Origin of the sequence: Pseudomonas sp. MF6751 (assembly GCF_016613265.1) — a bacterium.
GTDB lineage: Bacteria > Pseudomonadota > Gammaproteobacteria > Pseudomonadales > Pseudomonadaceae > Aquipseudomonas > Aquipseudomonas fluorescens_BV.
In genome coordinates this window covers 83,649-102,069 of sequence record NZ_JAENSV010000019.1, presented here as the reverse complement: position 1 = coordinate 102,069, position 18,421 = coordinate 83,649, and the positions used below count along the sequence as shown (strand labels likewise).

Below are 18,421 nucleotides of genomic sequence, written 5' to 3'. Positions count from 1 at the left end.
GTAAACGCTTCGATTTCAAGTGCCCGATCGAAGTCATGGGCGAGGTGATGCAGGAAGCCATGGCTATGCGGCATCATGCTCCAGCTTCAAATCAATAACCGTGTTGCACTCAGCTTCTGCAACCGCCTTCTCTTCAAGTTTTTTTCTGCTTGAGGCCGCTACATTTATATATTTTTTATTTTTTGTTTTGTGGTCATAAACATACAGTTTCATAGTGCCACCAAGATGTGTGATGTTTGGTTAAGGGACGGGCTTTAGCCCGTTCCAGGGAACACAGCGAAGCGTTTGAACCAGTTGTTATGTTCTTGAATGCAAAAGCTCAGCAATTTCTAATGCGATTTCTTCGATTGTATGTGTAGCTGTGCTACGGGCTACTTTGTCGGCAAGCGATGGGCTAAAGTCGACAACCTGTTGCTTTGTTATGTTGTGCCATATTGGTAGTAACACTTGCTCACCAGATACCGTTCGAGTGACAATTCCATCAAGTTCATAGTTTGTCCAACCTTTCTTGATGAATGATGGTGAAAGTACGACTAAGCCAACTCTGCTATTGGCAAGGCCTTTGTCGATTTTCTGTCTTAGACTATCTCCTATCCTAAGAGTCATTTCGTCATACCAAACACTCAAGCCTTGCTCTATCAGTGCATTAGCTAATGGACGTACGAAGTCGTCTTTGTCTTCGGATGCGTGAGAAATGAAGACATCGTGTGTTTCTCCGCCGGACTCTGTCGGAGGCGGTATGTTGTCACGAACTAAGCTTGGAACTTCTGTTAGGGGGCGTTCTTGTATTTCCGGCAACGCCCCTGGTAAAATACGAACCGATGCGTTTGTGCTGCCTCGTAGGCCCTGCATATCGACCACGACATACCAGCGGCCAGAACTAGTAATTTGCAAATTAACCGGAGAGCGTTTAGCCAGTCCGCCGATAAAGCGATGCCTTCTACCGTTCTTGTAGTTAGAGAACTCTGAGCTTGTCATTAGGCGAACATTAGCGCCACTTGTCAGTGTTACCTCTACAATTTCGCCACGCTTTCTATTTCCTAAGTCATATTGCAAAAAATTCAAAGTCCTTCTCCTTTTGCATAACTATTAATTAGGCAACATTTCTATCGCATAATCGCTGAGTGAATGTCGTATAACGCTCCATCGCCACACATAACCTCTTGATCAGCCTAAAAGGTGGTTTTGTAAGCACGACAGTATAACGTAAGAACGCGACAGTGATGCGTGCATAATTACTAATGCATTAGTGGAGTGTCCACTGTCTGCGTTTCGCCCGACCTACACGTCGCGCCAAGCCTTATCTGTCGCCTTACTCCTAAGTTATGCGACGATTCGCTCGCACCGCGGGGTGAAGTTTTGGGGTGTCGCGTGAGCCTGTCGCAGGTGCTCAATTTTCTGCGACATGAAATGCGATAGCTGTGGCTCTGCGACGGATTGGGTGCAACTCCGATACGGTCGCCATTTCTCAGGGCAGTGATCAGCAACCGAAGCCTGTCACACTGGCGATTTTATGCCTGCCACGAATGTCCGGAAATGGCCGTCTGCTGCCTGTCACCACGGCAGCTTTTGGCGGACTCCTACCTATTCTCGACGGAGGAGATGATCAACAACGTTCGAATTCGGGAGGTTTACCATTCCGTATGCGGCTCTGAATTACTTGCAGACCGACAACGTGCTGACATCTAAAAAATCCCGAGTTCAATTCCACCGAACGCCATAACTATCTGATTTGTTTATAGTTACTAGTTGGGGTACGCCGAATTTTCCAGCGAACTCCAGATGCCCGAAAAACCTACTCTCGCCGAAACATACCGTTCGTCTGGTGCCGCACCATCCAAGGTTCCAGAGAAGGCTTTCAAAATCTCTGGAACCCCCGAAAAACCCGCCTTCTGGCGGGTTTTTTCGTTTTGGCGTTCCGTCGGATTCCGCCAAAATCTTATGGATACCAGCCGAAAACCACCTCGATTTTCACGGGCAATCGTCCGCCCTGCCCGCCCCATCCTTCATCAGCAGGCCTGCACACAAATCAGCGACGAACTGGGGCATGGTCGTCTCGACGTGGTATCGGCTTATAACGATGATCGAGCACGAGCAAAACATTCGACATGGAGCTGTTCCTGGCGGATCTTCTCACCGGGTCGCATGCCATTCGCGAACGTCACCTACGCCAAGCAAAGACCATTCAAGCGGAGATCTCTAATCGCTTGCACAAAGATAATCCATGGACCTGGCAGCGAAAGCATCTCGCATGTTTTCTAAACCGTCACGTGAACCAGCACGCTGAATCGACGCGCTATTACTGGCTACTGACCGCGCATTTGCTCACTCTTCGCTTAGGAAAATTCAACCTATAGATGAAGGTCAAAAACCGGTCAGAAGCAGGCTGATGGTGTAAGTGGTTCAATTGACGTGTGAGGTTGTTTGGCTACTCGCTCGAAGTCATTGAACGAGTAGGGCTGCGTAAAAAATCAGACATCCACTGGCCACGTTCCGCGCCGCACCATTTCCCGCACCCGATCAGCACCATTGGCGCGTACCAGCAATTCCATACGGGCTTTTTCGATGTCATCGGCACTCCATTGCTCGGTGGCCATGGTGGCTTTTTCGTGAGACCAGCCATTGTCGTAGTGACGGACCACATACTGCTGTTGGTATGCCCACATCTCGGTGCCCGGAATCGGGGTCACGATAAACGGGTTGGCGTAGGCCATGCCTGCGCCCATAAGGCTGACGGCATAGTCAATGGTATTACCGATTTGCCCCAGGCTTTCGATGAACGGCTGTTCGGCAGCCGAGGCCGGCGGGTTGACGAAGCCGAGCATGAAGCCGCCCGTCACCTGAATTCCGCACTCGGTAAACATCTGGATGATCTCAAAGGTTGCCTGCTGAATCGCGTTGAAACGCGACTTGTTGGAGTTCACCAGGCTCTCTTCGTTGGCGCTCTCCACCGCAAGGTAAATGTTGTAGCAACCGTTGTCGGCGATTGAACGGATAAACGTCTTCGCCGTGAGACCGCCGCGAATGGCAGCGATGACGTTGCGGTAGTGCGGGCTTTTGAGTTCCTGCTCATCAAGTTCCGCCAGAAATCGCTCGCCCTTGTGCAGCAGCACCAGATTGAACAGGCTCAGCCCACCTTCCTCGACCCACGGCAAATGGTGTTTCTTCAACAACTTGCCGACCTCCATAGCGTACAGCGGGTCATGCATCAAGTGATCGTCTTCGATCAACACTTCGGTCACGCCTTGTTTGACCAAATCCGCCAGATGCAGGTCGAACCAGTCCAGCCCCAATGCCCGCCAGGGGCCGTTGATTTTGGGGATATAGCAGAAGTTGCAATTGACGTTGCAGCCTATGGTGGAAAAGATCTGCGCCCAGGCGCCGGTCTTGCGCACCCGCGCACCGGAGGAATGATAGGGCTGCAAGTAGTTGTTCATGTTCAGGAAACTGAAATCCGGCAACGGCATGACGCCCAGCCGCTCATCCAGATCCTGCCGGGCCGGGACAATGCTCAAGTAGCTGGATTTGCGCGTCGGTCGAACTAGTTGGCCACTGTAGCTGCGATAGGCAATGCCCGGCACCGCGTCGACATTGCCGCCTTCATGGGTGACCGCGTCGAGCAGCAGCGTGAAGGCGCGATCCGCTTCGTTGATCAGGGTGAAATCGAAAGGCGAGTCCAGCAAGGCATTCTGCCAGTCACCGCTGGAATGGGCACCGCCCGTCACCAGCAGCAAATTTGGATCGATGGATTTCACCAGGTCGGCCAGCGCCCGGGCGTTGCCCCATTGCACGGTGTAGTTGCACTGGATGCCGACGATGTCCGGTTGTGCATCTTCGATGATCTTGCGCATTTGCACATCGGTGAGGCCATAGCGGACCAAATGGCCCTGATCGACGTTCACCAGAGTGTTTTCCTGGGACCAGCCGGCGAATGGCGCGTCGACGATCTGCACCTCGTAACCGGCGCGCTTGGCCACCGTGGCGATGCGCAACAGGCCAATGGGCGTGCCGGCGCGTTTCATTACTTCGAACGTGTCGATGCCGATGTCGGCAAATGCGCTGCCCAGCGGTACCGGCTCAATCAGCCGCGTGTAAGGCGGCACGAACAGCAACACACGTGGCGCTTCGCCATTTGCGCGGCGGCGAATACCGCTGCGGCTGGACTTCAATGACGGTAGTCCCAGATGCTGGAGCGCAGGGCGAGTGGGCGCCACGCTGAATCGTGGCAGGTCGCGTTCAATTCTTGTGGCGCCTTCAGAGGCAATCAGGTCCATCTCAAAGCTCCTTTACAACAGTAATGTCGGCTTTGGGCTGGCCTGTTTTCGAGGTGGCGATAACGGCGCCGACGATGATCAGCAGTGTGGGAATAATCAGGATCGGGCTGGCATGGCTTTGCCCTATGGCCACCAGCAGCAGGGTCGAGATCAGGGGGGCCAGATAGGAGAGAGCGCCGAGCATCGCCAGGCTGCCGTGCTTGGTGGCGTGGTCCCAGGCGAAAAACGCCAGGCCCACCGGCCCCAGGCCAAGGCCGACGATGGCCGCCCATTGCCCGGCGCTTGGAATGACCGCGGTTTCAAACGCCAGATGGCAGGCCAGGCCGGCCACTGCGACGAGGCCACAGATGCCACCAATGATGCTGCTTGGCACGTCACTGAAACGGCGGTTGATCACCGAATAGGACGACCAGACCAGCGCGCAGGCGAAGGCGGCCAGGTAGCCGGCTACCGGCATGGCGGCGGCTTCATCCGAGGCGCGCTGTTGCATGATGAACGCCGTACCGGCCAACCCCAGCAGCGCGCCGAGTAACTGGCGTTTGCGCAGCCGTTCCCCCGCGCTGAAGGCCGAGAGCAGCACAATCAACAGTGGCCACAGGTAGGCGATCAGGCTCGCCTCGGCAACCGGGGCAGCCTTGAGGGCGAAAAAATACAGCGCGTGGTAGGCGAATATCCCTAGAAAACCGACCGCCCATACCGACCAGGGCTGACGCCAGCTGCGAAACCCCGCCATGCCGTTGCGGCCAAGGATGCACAGGCTCGCTACAAACGCGACGGCAAAACTCAGGGTCAGCAGTTGGAAGGGTGGAATGCCCTCGGTGAGGCTGGTCAGCAACGCCAGGCATGACCACAGGAACACCGCGATCACGCCGATGGCGGTGGCCGAGGCTGCGGCTCTGACAGACATCTGTGTTTTGGCAGTGTGCGTCACTTCGGTCATCTACGCCCCGTCTGATTTATCCTTGTCGGTGGGGCAATCATAGAAAGGTCCGGCCGGGCGGGTATTGATGAGCACTGCTGAAGATTTGTTCAGGCCTGCCTGATTCACCTTACCCGCGAACTTCGTCGCACCGTGGCCGGGGTCAGGTCGCGGTTCTTTTTCAGGGCGTGGGTGAGTGCGCTTTGATCGGCATAACCGACGCGGTGGGCGATCTCGGTGATCGACAGCGCGGTTTCGCACAGCAAGTCGATGGCACGGTTGAGACGCAAGGTGGCGATATGCGCAAAAGGCGTGCTATTCAAATGCCGAGCGAACAGCACGTAGAGTTGCCGCTCGCTGGTGCCTGCCACCCGTGCAATCTCGGTGGCGCTAAGCCGACTGTCCAGATGGCTTTCGATGTAAGCGAGTGCCCGTGCCAGGGTGAACTGACCATGCTCAGGGATGATTCCGGGCGGCAGCGTCAGCGAAGACAGCAGCAAAGTACTCCAAGACTCCGCCACCTGAGGTGAACTGGTCAGCAAGGGCGCGCTGCGGCTGGCGTAATCGAGTAAATGGCGGATTTCCGGGCCTATTGGGAAAAAGCGTTTGTCGGCCTGGAGTCTGGTCGACAGGTCGAGATTCTTGGGCCCGCCGAAGGTCGTGGCCGGCACGTCGAGTACCAGAAAGGTATTGGCCTTTTGCGCCAGAAACGCATGGCGAGCACCGGCAGGAATTACCACGCCCTGACTCCAGTCGACCTTGCCGGCCCGACCGTCGACTTCGATGTCCATGGAGCCGGACTGCGGCAGCACGAGCTGATGAAAGTCGTGATCGTGCAATTCGACTTGGCCCGAATACGAACGAAGGGCCAGTGAAACCGCTGGGTTATCGTGACTGCCCATAGCGCCTCTCCGTTGGCTCAGGTTCACATCATGCCTGAGTCAGAGAACCCGGTGCCACTCCCGCGAGCGCTCAGGGGAGATGCGACGGGTCATCGGCAAGAACTCGTGCGGGGCGCGGGCTGATTTCATCGCGGGCGAGCCCGGCTCCCACAGAGCGAAGCCCTGGCCTGGATAGGCCAGGGCTTTTTACGAATGACGACCCATGCGCCCATAGTGATATGGCACTTAGCCACTTTTCCAATTGACACCCCCTCCCCACTCCGTTAAAAACCCCGCCTTGCTTGCGTTTTTATCGAGACATGGATGTTGTCCAAACCCCCGCTGTTCAAATACCGCCGCTATTGGCTGGCGGTCATCATCGTGTTGCTGGCGATTCTTGATCCTTTCGGCCTGGCCAGTTCCAGCGACAAGGCGTCGGCGCAGTGGCTCAATCGTATGTTCGCCAGTCACTACCCGAGCCTTGGGCAGCAGCGGGTGGCGGTGGTGTTGATCGATGATGCCTACCTGATGCGCAATAACAGTTCGTGGCCTATGCCTTATGGCGAGCAGAGCAAGTTGTTCAAGCGCTTGCTGGCGTACAAGCCCCAGGCGGTGTTTGTGGATTTGCTTTATAGCCACGACCACTCGTTTGGCGACCCGACGCGGGGCAGCCAGTTGCTGGCGAATGTGTTTGAGCGTTATCAACGCCAAGGCATCCCGTTGTGGCTGGCCAATACTGGGTTGACTCGGGCAGAGGCGGGCCAGGCGAATACGCTGGCGCCGTTCATGCAGGTGAGCCAGCCGGCCCTGGTGGTGTGGGAAGGGGTGGATGACAAGTATCCACTGGCGATGCGCACACAGGCAGGGCTGATGGAAACTCCCGCCCTGTCGCTGTATCGAGTGTTCTGTGCCACGCAGCACTGCAAGCAGCCGCCGGTGGATATGCAAGCCGCTGCGCAGCGCCAGCCCATCGCCGTGCAGTGGGGGCTGAAGCTGGCGCCCGAACAGGCACGTATTGCCGATATCCGCCACTGCGCGCCGGCACGGCATTTTTTGCTGGATGGGGTGGCGCAGTTATTTCAGGCGGTGTTCTGGAAGCTCGACGACTCGGCCCAGGCGCGATGCCCTTATACGCTGACGTTGTCGGCCAGTGACCTGGAGGTCAGCGACCCCGATGACCAGGCATTGGTCGCCGAGTTACTGCGCGACCGCCTGGTGTTGGTGGGCGCCAATATCGCTTCCACCGGTGACTTGGTGGAGTCGCCGGTACACGGCCAACTCCCTGGCGTTTACCTGCACGCCATGGCGCTGGACAACCTGATCAATGCGGGCATGGACTACGACCATGAACCGGCCAATTTCCCCCACCTGCCGTTCAATTGGCTAGACCTGCTGGAGCTCGGGCTGTTGGCGTTGATCGCCGTGCTCAAGGCGCTGCACGCACGTCGCCTGGCGGGCCATCGCACCTGGAGCCGTTGGCGGCGCCAGGAAATCTGGTTTTTTACCTCGCCGTGCCCGTCGTGGCTGTTGGTGATGTCGATGTTGACGGGGGTCAGTGTGTTGCTGAGCCTCAATGACATCACCCCGGTCAACGTGCTGGGCATTGTGTTGCTGTCGTTGGTGCTGTTCAGCGAGCGGATCGAAGCCTTCTTCGACCGCGATCGCTGAGTGCACCGCTCTGCTATCTGACTCAAGGAAACCAAGGATGAACAGAAGCCTCATCGTTTTGCTCGCCGCCCTCTTCACCCAGGGCGCCTGGGCAGAAACCCACAGTATCAAGGCGTTCCTCGCCGACCCGGTGACAGTGCTGGACGAGCAGGGCAAGCAACAACGTGAGCTGGCGAAAAAGGACGCGCCCACCCAGCCCCTGCCGGTATTGCAGTACAACCAGGCGCTGGACCTGGTGCAGGTAGAACTGGCAGGCCAGAAGGTGTGGCTGGACACCATGGATTTGCGCATCGAACCCCCGCTGAACGTCGTGGACCTGCCCTGCCAGGGCCTGACCAAAAGCCAGGCCAAGGACAGCCGCAATAACTCCACCATCGGTTTTGGTGCCGGCTGCAATCAATAAAAAGGAGCGTTGCGGTGAGGGGATATCTAGTAGCAGCCAGCCTGTTGGCCAGTTCGGTGCTCAGTGGTTGCGCCACCTTGAAAGGCGCAGACCAGGCGTTTATGAACCTGGTGGGCCCCTCGACCCAGTCCAGGGTGCAGGGCCATTACGTGGATAACAGCGACGTACGCCAGTATTACAAGCTCGACCCACAGCGCCAGAGCCAGCAGCGTTTGAGCTACGACGGGCGTGCGGTACCGGCCGCTGAAGCGCGCCAGCAGAACCTGGTGGATATCCCGATGCTGCAAGGCTACTTGCAGGGCATCGTCACGCGCTTGTCCAAGGGCTGGCCGGGGGAGTTGCCGCCGCTGCAGGTGAAGATCACCGACAGCTATGGCTTCGGGCCGTCGGCAGACCCCTACGGCAACCTGTTCGTGCCGCTGGGCATGCTGGACAACGTCGCCAGTGAAGATGAAATCGCCGCGATGCTGGGCCATGAAATGAGCCACGTATTGCTGCATCACCATGACCGCATGGCCGCTTTCCAGCAGCAGAAAGACATGTTCACCACCGTCGCCTCCACGGTCGCCTTGGCCACCATGGCTGCCGATACGGGCGTGGACCGCAGCTCCGGTACGATGAAACTGTTCAGCAAGGACCCGGCCGGCACCCAGAAGACCATCGGCAACACCGTGCTGTACACCGCTCTGGCCAATACCTTTTCCGATCAGGTATGGAGCACCGCCTGGGGCCGCAGCCAGGAAGACCAGGCCGACTTGCTGGGCACCGACTTGATGATCCGTGCCGGTTACGCGCCGCGAGCCGCCACCCATAGCCTGGAGCGCCTCAACGACTTCCAGGGCAAGCAGAAGCCCTTGCTCACGGGGTTCCTCACGGCGCGCAAGAATGCCATGCAGGATTCGCTGCAGCAGTTCAATCTCAACCAGTTCACCAAAGAGCTGGACGTGCTGGTCAAGGATGGCTTGACCACCGGCATCACCGCGACCAGCCAATACTTCAACCGCTCACATATGTCGGCGATGGACCGCGACACCGAGCTGCGCCAGTACTTGCAACGCGAATACCGCCAGGAACGCCGCGCCCGGGTCAACCCGCAAAGCTGGTCGAAAATGAAGAGCACGCCTCAGGTGGCGAAGGCTTTGCAGGGCTATAAAGACGCGTACTTCGCAATTGATGCCCTGGAGAAAAACAAGGTGCTGCAGGCTGACGCTTTCATCCGCAAGGCTCTGGCCTCGCCGGTAAAAGACCAGCCGAGCATTCGGCGCACCGCCTATACCGTGCGCCTGGCCCAAGGCAAAAACAGCGAAGCGGTGAAAGAGTTGCAGGCGATCAAGGACTGGTCCCTGGCAGGGCCTTCCACCTATGACTTGATGATCAGCTACCACCTCAAGCGCGGTGACGGGCAATCGGCACTGGCGATGATCGACAAGGCAGAACGCAACCTGGGCTCGGAAGAACTGTTTATTACCGAGAAGCTGTTGGCCAACCAGCAACTGCAGAATGCGCAGCAGGTGCAAAGCGTACTGCGCAAATGCGAGCAGTACCCGACGCGCAAAGAGAACTGCAAAAAGCTCGCACCGGTCAAAGCCTGACGCCCCCGCGAGCGGACAATAAAAAACCCCGAACCAGTCGGGGTTTTTTATCGCCTGGCATCAGGCACGACATTCGATCAATTAGAAAACGTTGATCGGGTAGTCGGCGAACAGACGGATTTCGTTACCGCCTACGTTGTAGTTGCTGGCGTTGTTGGAAACGCGCAACCACGAGGCACGGGCACGCAGGCTCAGGTCTTTGGCTGGGCCGCTCTGTACCACGTACTTGAACTGGTTCCAGATTTCACGCTCGGTGCCATCGCCACGGCCAGTGCCGTCGTCGATGTTGGTGCCGCGCACGTAGGCAATGTTGTAGGTCAGGCCCGGTACGCCGAAGGTGGCGAAGTCGATGCCATAACCTGCTTGCCAGGAGCGCTCGTCCTTGCCGTTGAAGTCGGACCAGTAGGAGTTGGCCAGCAGGATGGTATTGCCGCCGTCGCCAATGCCGCCAGCGTTGCGGTAGCCACCGTACAGGTAGCCGGTGTCACCGGTGCTGCGCTGGTGAGCGAGGGTGAAGCTGTGCGCGCCAACGGCCCAGGTAGCGCCCAGGCTCCAGATCTTGTTGTCGCGAGCGTCCGCATCACCTTGGTTTTCCAGGGCGAAGCTGCGGTCCAGCTTGGTTTTGTAGCCGTTGAAGTCAAATGTCAGCGACTGTTGTTCTGGCAGGGCCAGCACGTAGTTGACGTTGACGTATTGCTTCTTCAGCACGTCCTGCATGTCGGAGGCGTACAAAGCAGCCGACAGGCTTTCGGTGAATTTGTAGCTACCACCGATGTAGTTGATGCTCTTCAAGCGGCCGCTGTCGCTGCCCTCGGCGCTCTTGCGAGCTTCCTTGGTGAAGTGACCAGCATCCAGTTGCAGGCCGGCGATCTCTTTGGAAACGATCGAGGTGCCCTCGTAGGTTTCCGACAGCAGACGCGAGTTGTCGTATTGCAGGACCGGCACGGCCGGCATCTGCTGACCGTATTTGATCACGGTGTTGGAGATACGCGCCTTGACGGCTGCGCCGCCTTTGGCCAGGTCGTTGGCGGCTTCTCCGCTGTCACCTTGCTTGAAGAAGTCGATACCGCCAGCGCCGCTGCGACCTTTACCACCATCCAGGCGGATAGCGTATTGGCCAATCACATCCACACCCACACCGACGGTGCCTTGGGTGAAGCCGGACTCGAACTTGCCGATGAAGCCTTGGCCCCATTCAGCTTTGTCCTGCTTGCCGTTTTTGTAGTCACGGCTGATGTAGGCGTTACGTGCTGCGATGTTCAGGTGGCTGTCTTCAACGAAACCCTTGGATTGCTCCTGGTCGTTTGCCATTGCTGTCGATGCGCTCAAAATCCCCAGAGCGATCAGACTCATCCGTTGCTTCAACATTTTCTTATATTCCTTATTACGGGTTGAGTACGCGCTGTGACACCAGGCTCCTGTTGCTTTTCTGGTGTCGACCTTGCCAGCAAAAAGAAGGCCCGCGGACGACTGAACTGCCGCGGGCCTTTTTTTATTGGATTTAGTCATGGTGGTTAGCCACAGGCGTTGGGCGCAATCCTATGCGGGCGTTGAACTATGTGTCAATTTCGTGAATCGTCTGTATTTAGGCGATATTCGTCTAAGCAGCGGGCTAAAGCGGCGGGATGAAAGCCTTGAAAACACCTTGATCAGCCCTTGAAAACACATTAAGTAACAAATCCGCAGGCAATGCGTTAGGGAATAGATAACGCGCGCAAATGCAAAGCATTACCATTCGCGCACAATTTTCCTGTCACGTCATTTGGATACACTCCCATGCCTGCCCCTCGCCTGACGCCTCTCTCCCTTGGGCTCTCTGTCCTGCTGTCTGCTGGTTTTGCCGGTGCGGCCACGGTCTTGCCCGAAACCTCGATCAGTGTGGAAGCAGACGAAGACGACCCAAGAGTCAAAGAGACCAGCACCGCCACGCGCACCGCGACGGCTGTTCGCTATGTGCCCCAGGCGATCGACTCAGTCAAAACCGAAAGCCTGCGCTCCTATGGCACCAACGACCTGGGCCAGGCATTGAGCGGTATCCCCAACGTCAGCAGCGGCGCCGATACACGCTTCGACAGCCTGCGCATACGCGGTTTCGACGCCAGCAATGACTTCTATCTGGATGGCATTCGCGACGACAGCCAGTACGTACGTGACCTGCATAACATCGAGCGTATCGAAGTGCTCAAGGGACCGGCCGCCGTGCTTTACGGGCGAGGCGGCCAGGGCGGGATCGTCAACCGGGTGAGCAAACTGCCAAGCCCAGGGCAAAAGTCCAGCATCGAAGCCCAAGGCGGCAGCAACGATTTGCGCAGCCTGTATGCCGACCTGAGTACCGACCCCACCGATAACATCAGCCTGCGCCTGAACATGGGCAACCAAGACAACAACAGCTTTCGCGATGGCGTCAGCGGCAACCGCCAGTTGTTCGCGCCGTCGATGAGCTGGCAGCTCACTCCAGAGCTGAACTGGCTGGTGCAATACGAATACAGCCGCTACAACCGCACCCCAGACCGTGGCATTCCTGGTGTCAACGGGCGCCCGGCGGATGTGAGCCGCAGCACCACTTACTTTGATCACGGCGATTACATCGACGATAAGTCCCAGTCCCTGCGTTCCAGACTTGCCTACGAGCTCAACGCCGACTGGCAACTGCGCCACACCCTCGGCGTGTTCAAGCTCGACAGCGATTTCGACAATACCTACCAGACCGGCTATGACCCGAAAACCGACACCGTCAGCCGCCAACACTGGCAGCAGGACCTGACCACGCGCAACGTGTTCAACAACCTCGAGCTGGAAGGCGGTTTCGACACCTTTGGCCTGGAACACCGCCTGCTCACCGGTATTGAGCTGGGCAGCCAGCGCCGTGATCCGAAGCTGTACTCCGCTCGCGATGGCAAGACGGTGCCGAGCCTGGACCTCAACCAACCCAATCGCCGCCTGAGCCACACCGGGAGCATGCGACTGTCGAGTAACAACCACACCGAAGTCGAAAGCCGCGCCCTCTACATACAGGACCAACTGCGCCTGAATGACCAGTGGCAACTGCTGGGCGGGCTGCGTTACGACCGCTTCGAAGTGGACACCACCAACAAGCTGCTCGACATCCAACAGAACGTGAAAAGCCACAGCACCAGCCCGCGCGTCGGCCTGGTGTGGACGCCTCTGGAGCACCACTCGTTCTACGCCTCGTGGAGCAAGACTTTCACCCCGGCAGGCGGCGGCCTGATCGGCATCACGCCGAACGCCACCGGCAACGTCAACGACCTGAGCCCGGAGTTGACCAAGCAAAAAGAAATCGGCGTGAAGAGCGACTGGTTCGATGAGCGCCTGAGCACCACCCTGGCTGTGTACGAACTGGAACTCTACAACCGCCGCACCAGCGACCCGCTGGACCGTACCATTACCCTGCTCACCGGCGAACAACGCTCACGCGGCGTGGAGCTGACCGCCACCGGCAAGATCGTCGACAACTGGTATGTGCGCGGCGGCGTAGGCCTGCAGGACGCCAAGGTCGAGAAGGACAACAACGGCTTTGAGGGCAAACGGATCAGCGACGTGGCCAAGCGCAACGCCAGCCTGTTCATCACCTGGAAGCCGGAGATGGGCTGGTACGCGGAAACCGGTTTGACCCTGGTGGGCGATCGTTACGCCGACAACCTCAACACCGTGGTGTTGCCTGGTTATGGTCGCTGGGACGCGCTGGCCGGGTTCCGTCAGAAAGAATGGGACGTGCGGGCAGCACTGAACAATATCGCTGATAAAAACTACTACGCCTCGGCGACCAGTGCGGCGCAGATTCAACCAGGTGAGCCGCGAAGCCTGGTGGTCACCGGTACCTACAGCTTCTGACACTCCTCATGGGAAACAAAGCCTGCTCCCACACTGCTTAGGTAGTGCCCACAACATCAGCGCCTGGCGCAGATCCCTGTGGGAGTGGGCTTGCCCGCGAAGGCGGTGTGCCAGTCGCCAAATCTTCAACTGAGCCACCGCCATCGCAGGCAAGCCAGCCCCCACCGTTGGTTTCAGGTGTTCTTTAGTTGCTCATCAACTCGCACAACGCCTGCACTTCGTCATCCGTGAACAACCCCACCGGGTAGCGCTCACTCATCACGCTGCGCAAATCAGGCAATTGCCTGACCTGTGGCGAGCCGTTCGCCTTCAACCAAAGGGCCAACGCATGGATGGCGTCTGCGTCGACCCGCAAAGGGTGGAACGTACGCGTGTTCATCAGGTGGACATCGGCATTCATTTCAGCGCTCTCTCCTGCTGCGTGAGCGGCTAACTTACTCAAGGTTTATGACAGAACTGCACGGTCATCCCCCTTGGGCCACTGTAACCTCAGCGATACAAGAGCTATGCCAATGTGCCCTGTTCACCGGCATGCAGGCATGAAAAAGCCCGCGACCGGGCTGGGTCGCGGGCTTGCGGGGAACACTGCAAAGGCGCAGTGCTCGTACGCCATCAAGGCGCTGTTACAACTGCACTCACTTTCGCTGCGGGGCTGGCTGCTGTTGGGTCAGGCAATGGATATTGCCCCCACCCAGTAACAATTCGCGGCCCGGCACCATCACCACTTCATGTTGTGGGAACAGGTTCTGCAGGATTTGCTTGGCCTGATCGTCCAACGGGTCATCGAAACTCGGCGCGATGATGCCGCCATTGACGATCAGGAAGTTGACGTAGGAACCGGCCAACCGCACGGTCGGATTACGCTCCTGGCTACCGTCAACCAGATCTACCCCGGCGCATTCCTCCTCAGTGGCATACAGCGGACCCGGGATCGGCATTTTATGCACGATGAACGAGCGGCCCTGGGCATCGGTGCTGCTTTGCAGCACGTCCATGGCTGCGTGGCAGCGTGGGTAGTTCGGGTCTTGCGGGTCATCGGTCCAGGCCAACAGCACTTCGCCCGGGCGCACGTAGCAGCAGAAGTTATCCACATGGCCGTCGGTTTCGTCGTTGAACAGGCCATCCGGCAACCAGATGATCTTGTCTACCGCCAGGTTATCGCTGAGCACCGCCTCAATGGCCGCACGATCAAGGTGCGGGTTGCGGTTGCGGTTCAACAGACATTCTTCGGTAGTGATCATGGTGCCTTCGCCGTCGACATGAATCGAACCGCCTTCAAGCACAAAGCCTTCAGTGCGGTAACGCGGTGCGCGCTCCATCTCGAGGATCTTGCCTCCCACCTGGGAATCGCGATTCCACGGTGCATACAGACCGCCGTCAAAACCACCCCAGGCGTTGAAGTCCCAGTTCACACCCCGTACTTCACCACTGCCGTTGATCACAAAAGTGGGGCCGGTGTCGCGAACCCAGGCGTCGTCATTGGACATTTCCACCAGGCGGATATTGGGTACGTCCAGGCGGGCACGGGCGTTTTCGTACTGGCTGGCGGAGACCGCGACGGTCACCGGCTCAAAACGCGCGATGGCCTTGGCCACCGCCACATGGGCCGCCTGAGCAGGCTTACCGCCCAGGCGCCAGTTGTCTGGGCGCTCGGGCCAGATCATCCAGGTCTGGGTCTGGGGCGCCCATTCGGCAGGCATGTGAAAGCCATCGGCGCGAGGTGTGCTGTGCAAGGTGGTCATGGCGATCAGGGCTCCGAATGGGATCAAGGGCAACTTTATAATGGATAAAAATCGGCTTTAACAGACTAAAAACATGATAGGTACTCGCGCCTGCAAAAAATAGCCGATAAGAATCGATAAATCACAGTTGCTCATCCAGCACTTTCGACAGCATGTCCACAAAGAAGTCCACGCTGCGTCTGGGCGTCACCATCGGCGGCTTGATTTTGAGGATATTCAGATAATCACCGGTAGGCTGCATGAAAATCCCCAGCTCCCGCAGCCGGTCACACAACAAGGCGGTTTCTGCAGTCGCAGGTTCGAGGGTCTTGCGATCGCGCACCAGTTCAAGGCCCAGATAGAAGCCCGAACCATGCACGGCACCGACGAGTGGATGGCGATCGATCAATTCCTCCAACCGTGCCTTGAAATGCCCACCTACCAGTTGGGCGTTTTCCCACAGCTTTTCCTCTTCCATCACATCCAGCACCGCCATGCCGATCCGGCAACTGACCGGACTGCCTCCTGATGAGGAGAAGAAGTAACCCTCGGCTTCCAGCGCCTCGGCAATTTCTCGGCGGGTGATCACTGCACCCAACGGCTGGCCGTTGCCCATGCCTTTGGCCATGGTGATGATGTCTGGCACCACACCTTGCTGTTCAAACCCCCAGAAGAAATGCCCCATGCGGCCGTAACCCACCTGCACTTCATCGGCGATGCACACGCCCCCCTCGGCACGGACCAGGCCATACACCTGTTGCAGGTAACCCGGTGGCAGGGAGATGCCGCCGGCATTGCCGTACACCGGCTCACAGATGAACCCGGCTAATTGACGCTGGCTCGCGGCGATTTTCGCCAGGTTATGCTCCACGCTTCGTACATAGTCCGGCGCGCTGTCCGGCCCGCGGAATTCACCGCGGTAGGTATTGGGCGCGGTCACCGGGTGTACCCAATCCGGGCGGCTGCTCAAGGCCCGGGGGTTATCGGCAATCGACGTGGACACGGCATCCGCCGCCACCGACCAGCCGTGATAGGCCTCCAGCACACTGAGCATGTCGCGCCCGCCGCTGTAGGCCCAGGCCAAACGAATCGCCAGGTCATTGGCCTCGGTGCCGCTGTTGACCAGGAACACCCGGTCCATGCCCTCCGGCGCCAACGCCAGCAGGCGCTCGGAGAACTCGGCAACCGCCGCGTAGTGAAACCGCGAGTTGGTGTTGAGCAACGACCACTGCCGAGCCGCCACTTCAGCCATTCGCGGGTGGCCATGGCCCAGCACGGCCACGTTGTTGAGCATGTCGAGGTACGATCGGCCCTGCATATCGATCAGGTGGTTACGCCAGCCGCGCTCGATACGCGGTGGGTCGGCGTAGTAGTGCTTCTGGGAGCGGGCAAAGCTGGCATCACGCCGGGCCAGCAGGGCTTCTGGGTCCAGTTCCGGCTCCGCATCACAGGCCAGGCCCAACAGCGCTGCGGGTGACGGGCACAACGCCTGCCACGCCAACGCCCGGGAAGGTGTGCAGAACAGCGGTGGCTCAAGGTCGGCGCGGCATAACTGCACAGTCAACGGCGCATGAACCTCGCCCAGCACCTGCCCTTTGACCAAGGTTGCGCCCGGCTTGAGTGATGTGCGCACGCCCCACAGGCGCAAGCTCAGACCGCCGTCGTGCAAACACAGCAAGCCGTCGGTACCTTCGCGCAGCATTCCCGCAAAGGGTGCTTCCAGCACCGTGCCGTGGGGCAGATGCAGTTCGACATGCAGGGGGAAGGTCTCGGGCTCTAGCGCACTGTCGGGGCGGGTGCGCGACAAGCGGTATTGCCCATAACGACTGGCCGCCAGCCCATGCACCGTCGCCGCTTGATCCAGCAAGCGCCGATCGATGCCGGGAGTCTCCCAATTGCCAGCCTCGAAATGCGGGCTGAGTACGCCCAGGTCGATCAGCGCAAACTCGCGGCCCACCAAGCCTGGCAATAAAGGCGCGAAGTCTTGGTTGGCGACGGGCGGTAATGGTTTGCCGACGCTGCGCAGAATCGCCGCTTGCATGAGTTCGAAGGGCACCGACGTGGCGATATGGAAGATTTCCCACTCGTGTTCGGCGTTTTTCTTTAGATAAACGTTGTCCGGGTCCAGGCGTTGCTGCTGCTCACTGCTGAGCACCAACACCGCCGCGCGAGCGACGATCAACGGCCACAACACCTCCAGCTCTTCGCGCTGCAACGGCGTGACCGCGTGGCAGGCCTGGATCGCCGGCAAGAGGGCAAACGGATCACCGTCGGCATGGTGCAACAACGCCGCGCAGGTCACCGACAGGTCGGCAATTCGCCAGGTGTGCACCAGATCGCCGAAATCGATCACGCCTTGTATGCGCCAGTGCCGCTGGGCATCACGCTGCCACATCACGTTGTCGTCGGTGATGTCCATGTGCACTGCTTGCCAAGGCAGGTGTGCCGCCAACGGCTGGACATGCGCCTCGACCTGCCTGGCCACCTGCTCCAAAGCAGCACGCTGCGGCAGGTCGGGCAAGGTTGCCAGCAGGTGGGTGATCAATGCTTGCGCGTGGCGCGGGTCCCATTGCAGGGTGCGCGCAAGGCCTGGGTGCTCGAAACCTGCCAGCGCGAGGCTCATCTGCCCGCACAGCTCACCAAAGCCTTCGATCACGGTGCGGCTCAGGTGGGGTAACTGCGTCAGGGGCTGGCCGTCGATGTAGTCCAATAGCCGCAGGTGCAGGGTTTGGTCATCGACGTTGACCGTTAGCAACTCCTCACCCGCCAAGGTCTGGATGACCTTGGGCACACGCAGGCTGGCATGTGCGCCCAGGCTGTTGAGCGCTGCGTGCTGGGCCTGGAGTTCAACCGCGGCGTAGTCACCCCGGCAGATTTTCAGAACGAAGCGGCCCCGTGTGCTGTCAATTCTATAGTTGAGGTCTTGCTGACTGCCCAATGAGTGTAATTTGCCCGTTATTCCATAGTGTCGCTCGAGCAGGCATGCTGCTTGCTCGGGGGTTACTTGTGGGCAAGGCAAGCTGGCACGGTGGGTCAACGTGGCTAACGACATTGTGACGACCTTTGTTTTTTCAGGCGTCTATATCGCCATTGTTCTGCGGCGTTAATCAA

The 18,421-nt window shown here is 58.5% G+C and carries 12 protein-coding genes; 4 read left to right on the top strand and 8 right to left on the bottom strand.

The window, feature by feature from the left end; all coding sequences use genetic code 11:
• Positions 1–297: 297 nt before the first annotated feature.
• The 4 genes from JJD66_RS17100 to JJD66_RS17085 all read right to left on the bottom strand — a co-directional run bounded on the left by JJD66_RS17100 (position 298) and on the right by JJD66_RS17085 (position 6,095).
• Complete coding sequence (locus JJD66_RS17100) at positions 298–1,065, bottom strand: DUF1883 domain-containing protein (protein WP_200648613.1); 768 nt, start codon at positions 1,063–1,065, stop codon at positions 298–300.
• A 1,406-nt stretch (positions 1,066–2,471) separates the two neighbouring features.
• Positions 2,472–4,274: a B12-binding domain-containing radical SAM protein gene (locus JJD66_RS17095; protein ID WP_200648612.1), complete on the bottom strand. Its 1,803-nt coding sequence runs from the start codon at positions 4,272–4,274 to the stop codon at positions 2,472–2,474.
• A 1-nt stretch (position 4,275) separates the two neighbouring features.
• Complete coding sequence (yddG, locus tag JJD66_RS17090) at positions 4,276–5,214, bottom strand: aromatic amino acid exporter YddG (RefSeq protein WP_200648611.1); 939 nt, start codon at positions 5,212–5,214, stop codon at positions 4,276–4,278.
• A gap of 104 nt (positions 5,215–5,318) precedes the next feature.
• Positions 5,319–6,095, bottom strand: a complete 777-nt coding sequence (locus JJD66_RS17085) for a helix-turn-helix domain-containing protein (protein WP_200648610.1) — start codon at positions 6,093–6,095, stop codon at positions 5,319–5,321.
• Positions 6,096–6,398: 303 nt separating this feature from the next.
• Here JJD66_RS17085 and JJD66_RS17080 point away from each other — a divergent pair, with 303 nt between their 5' ends.
• Genes JJD66_RS17080 through JJD66_RS17070 form a run of 3 tightly spaced genes read left to right on the top strand, consistent with a single transcriptional unit; the run spans position 6,399 to position 9,737 of the window.
• Complete coding sequence (locus tag JJD66_RS17080; protein WP_200648609.1) at positions 6,399–7,742, top strand: CHASE2 domain-containing protein; 1,344 nt, start codon at positions 6,399–6,401, stop codon at positions 7,740–7,742.
• Between the two features lie 37 nt (positions 7,743–7,779).
• Positions 7,780–8,145: a hypothetical protein gene (locus JJD66_RS17075; protein ID WP_014716500.1), complete on the top strand. Its 366-nt coding sequence runs from the start codon at positions 7,780–7,782 to the stop codon at positions 8,143–8,145.
• A gap of 14 nt (positions 8,146–8,159) precedes the next feature.
• Positions 8,160–9,737 carry a M48 family metallopeptidase gene (locus JJD66_RS17070; RefSeq protein ID WP_200648608.1) on the top strand — a complete coding sequence of 526 codons (1,578 nt, stop codon included), beginning with the start codon at positions 8,160–8,162 and terminating at the stop codon, positions 9,735–9,737.
• Between the two features lie 81 nt (positions 9,738–9,818).
• On the opposite strand, the gene JJD66_RS17065 is transcribed toward JJD66_RS17070, so the two are convergent.
• Positions 9,819–11,105, bottom strand: coding sequence for an OprD family porin (locus JJD66_RS17065; RefSeq protein ID WP_034125518.1), 1,287 nt, complete (start codon positions 11,103–11,105; stop codon positions 9,819–9,821).
• Between the two features lie 408 nt (positions 11,106–11,513).
• Here JJD66_RS17065 and JJD66_RS17060 point away from each other — a divergent pair, with 408 nt between their 5' ends.
• Positions 11,514–13,589 carry a TonB-dependent receptor gene (locus tag JJD66_RS17060; protein WP_200648607.1) on the top strand — a complete coding sequence of 692 codons (2,076 nt, stop codon included), beginning with the start codon at positions 11,514–11,516 and terminating at the stop codon, positions 13,587–13,589.
• Positions 13,590–13,773: 184 nt separating this feature from the next.
• Here the strand turns inward: JJD66_RS17060 and JJD66_RS17055 are convergent, their stop codons facing one another.
• The 3 genes from JJD66_RS17055 to JJD66_RS17045 form a co-directional block, all read right to left on the bottom strand.
• A complete protein-coding gene (locus JJD66_RS17055) occupies positions 13,774–13,989 on the bottom strand; it encodes a hypothetical protein (protein WP_200648606.1) in 216 nt (71 codons plus the stop codon).
• Between the two features lie 235 nt (positions 13,990–14,224).
• Positions 14,225–15,331, bottom strand: coding sequence for an agmatine deiminase (gene aguA / locus JJD66_RS17050; RefSeq protein ID WP_200648605.1), 1,107 nt, complete (start codon positions 15,329–15,331; stop codon positions 14,225–14,227).
• Between the two features lie 121 nt (positions 15,332–15,452).
• On the bottom strand, positions 15,453–18,362 hold the full coding sequence (locus JJD66_RS17045; protein ID WP_200648604.1) for an aminotransferase: 2,910 nt from the start codon (positions 18,360–18,362) through the stop codon (positions 15,453–15,455).
• Positions 18,363–18,421: the final 59 nt, after the last annotated feature.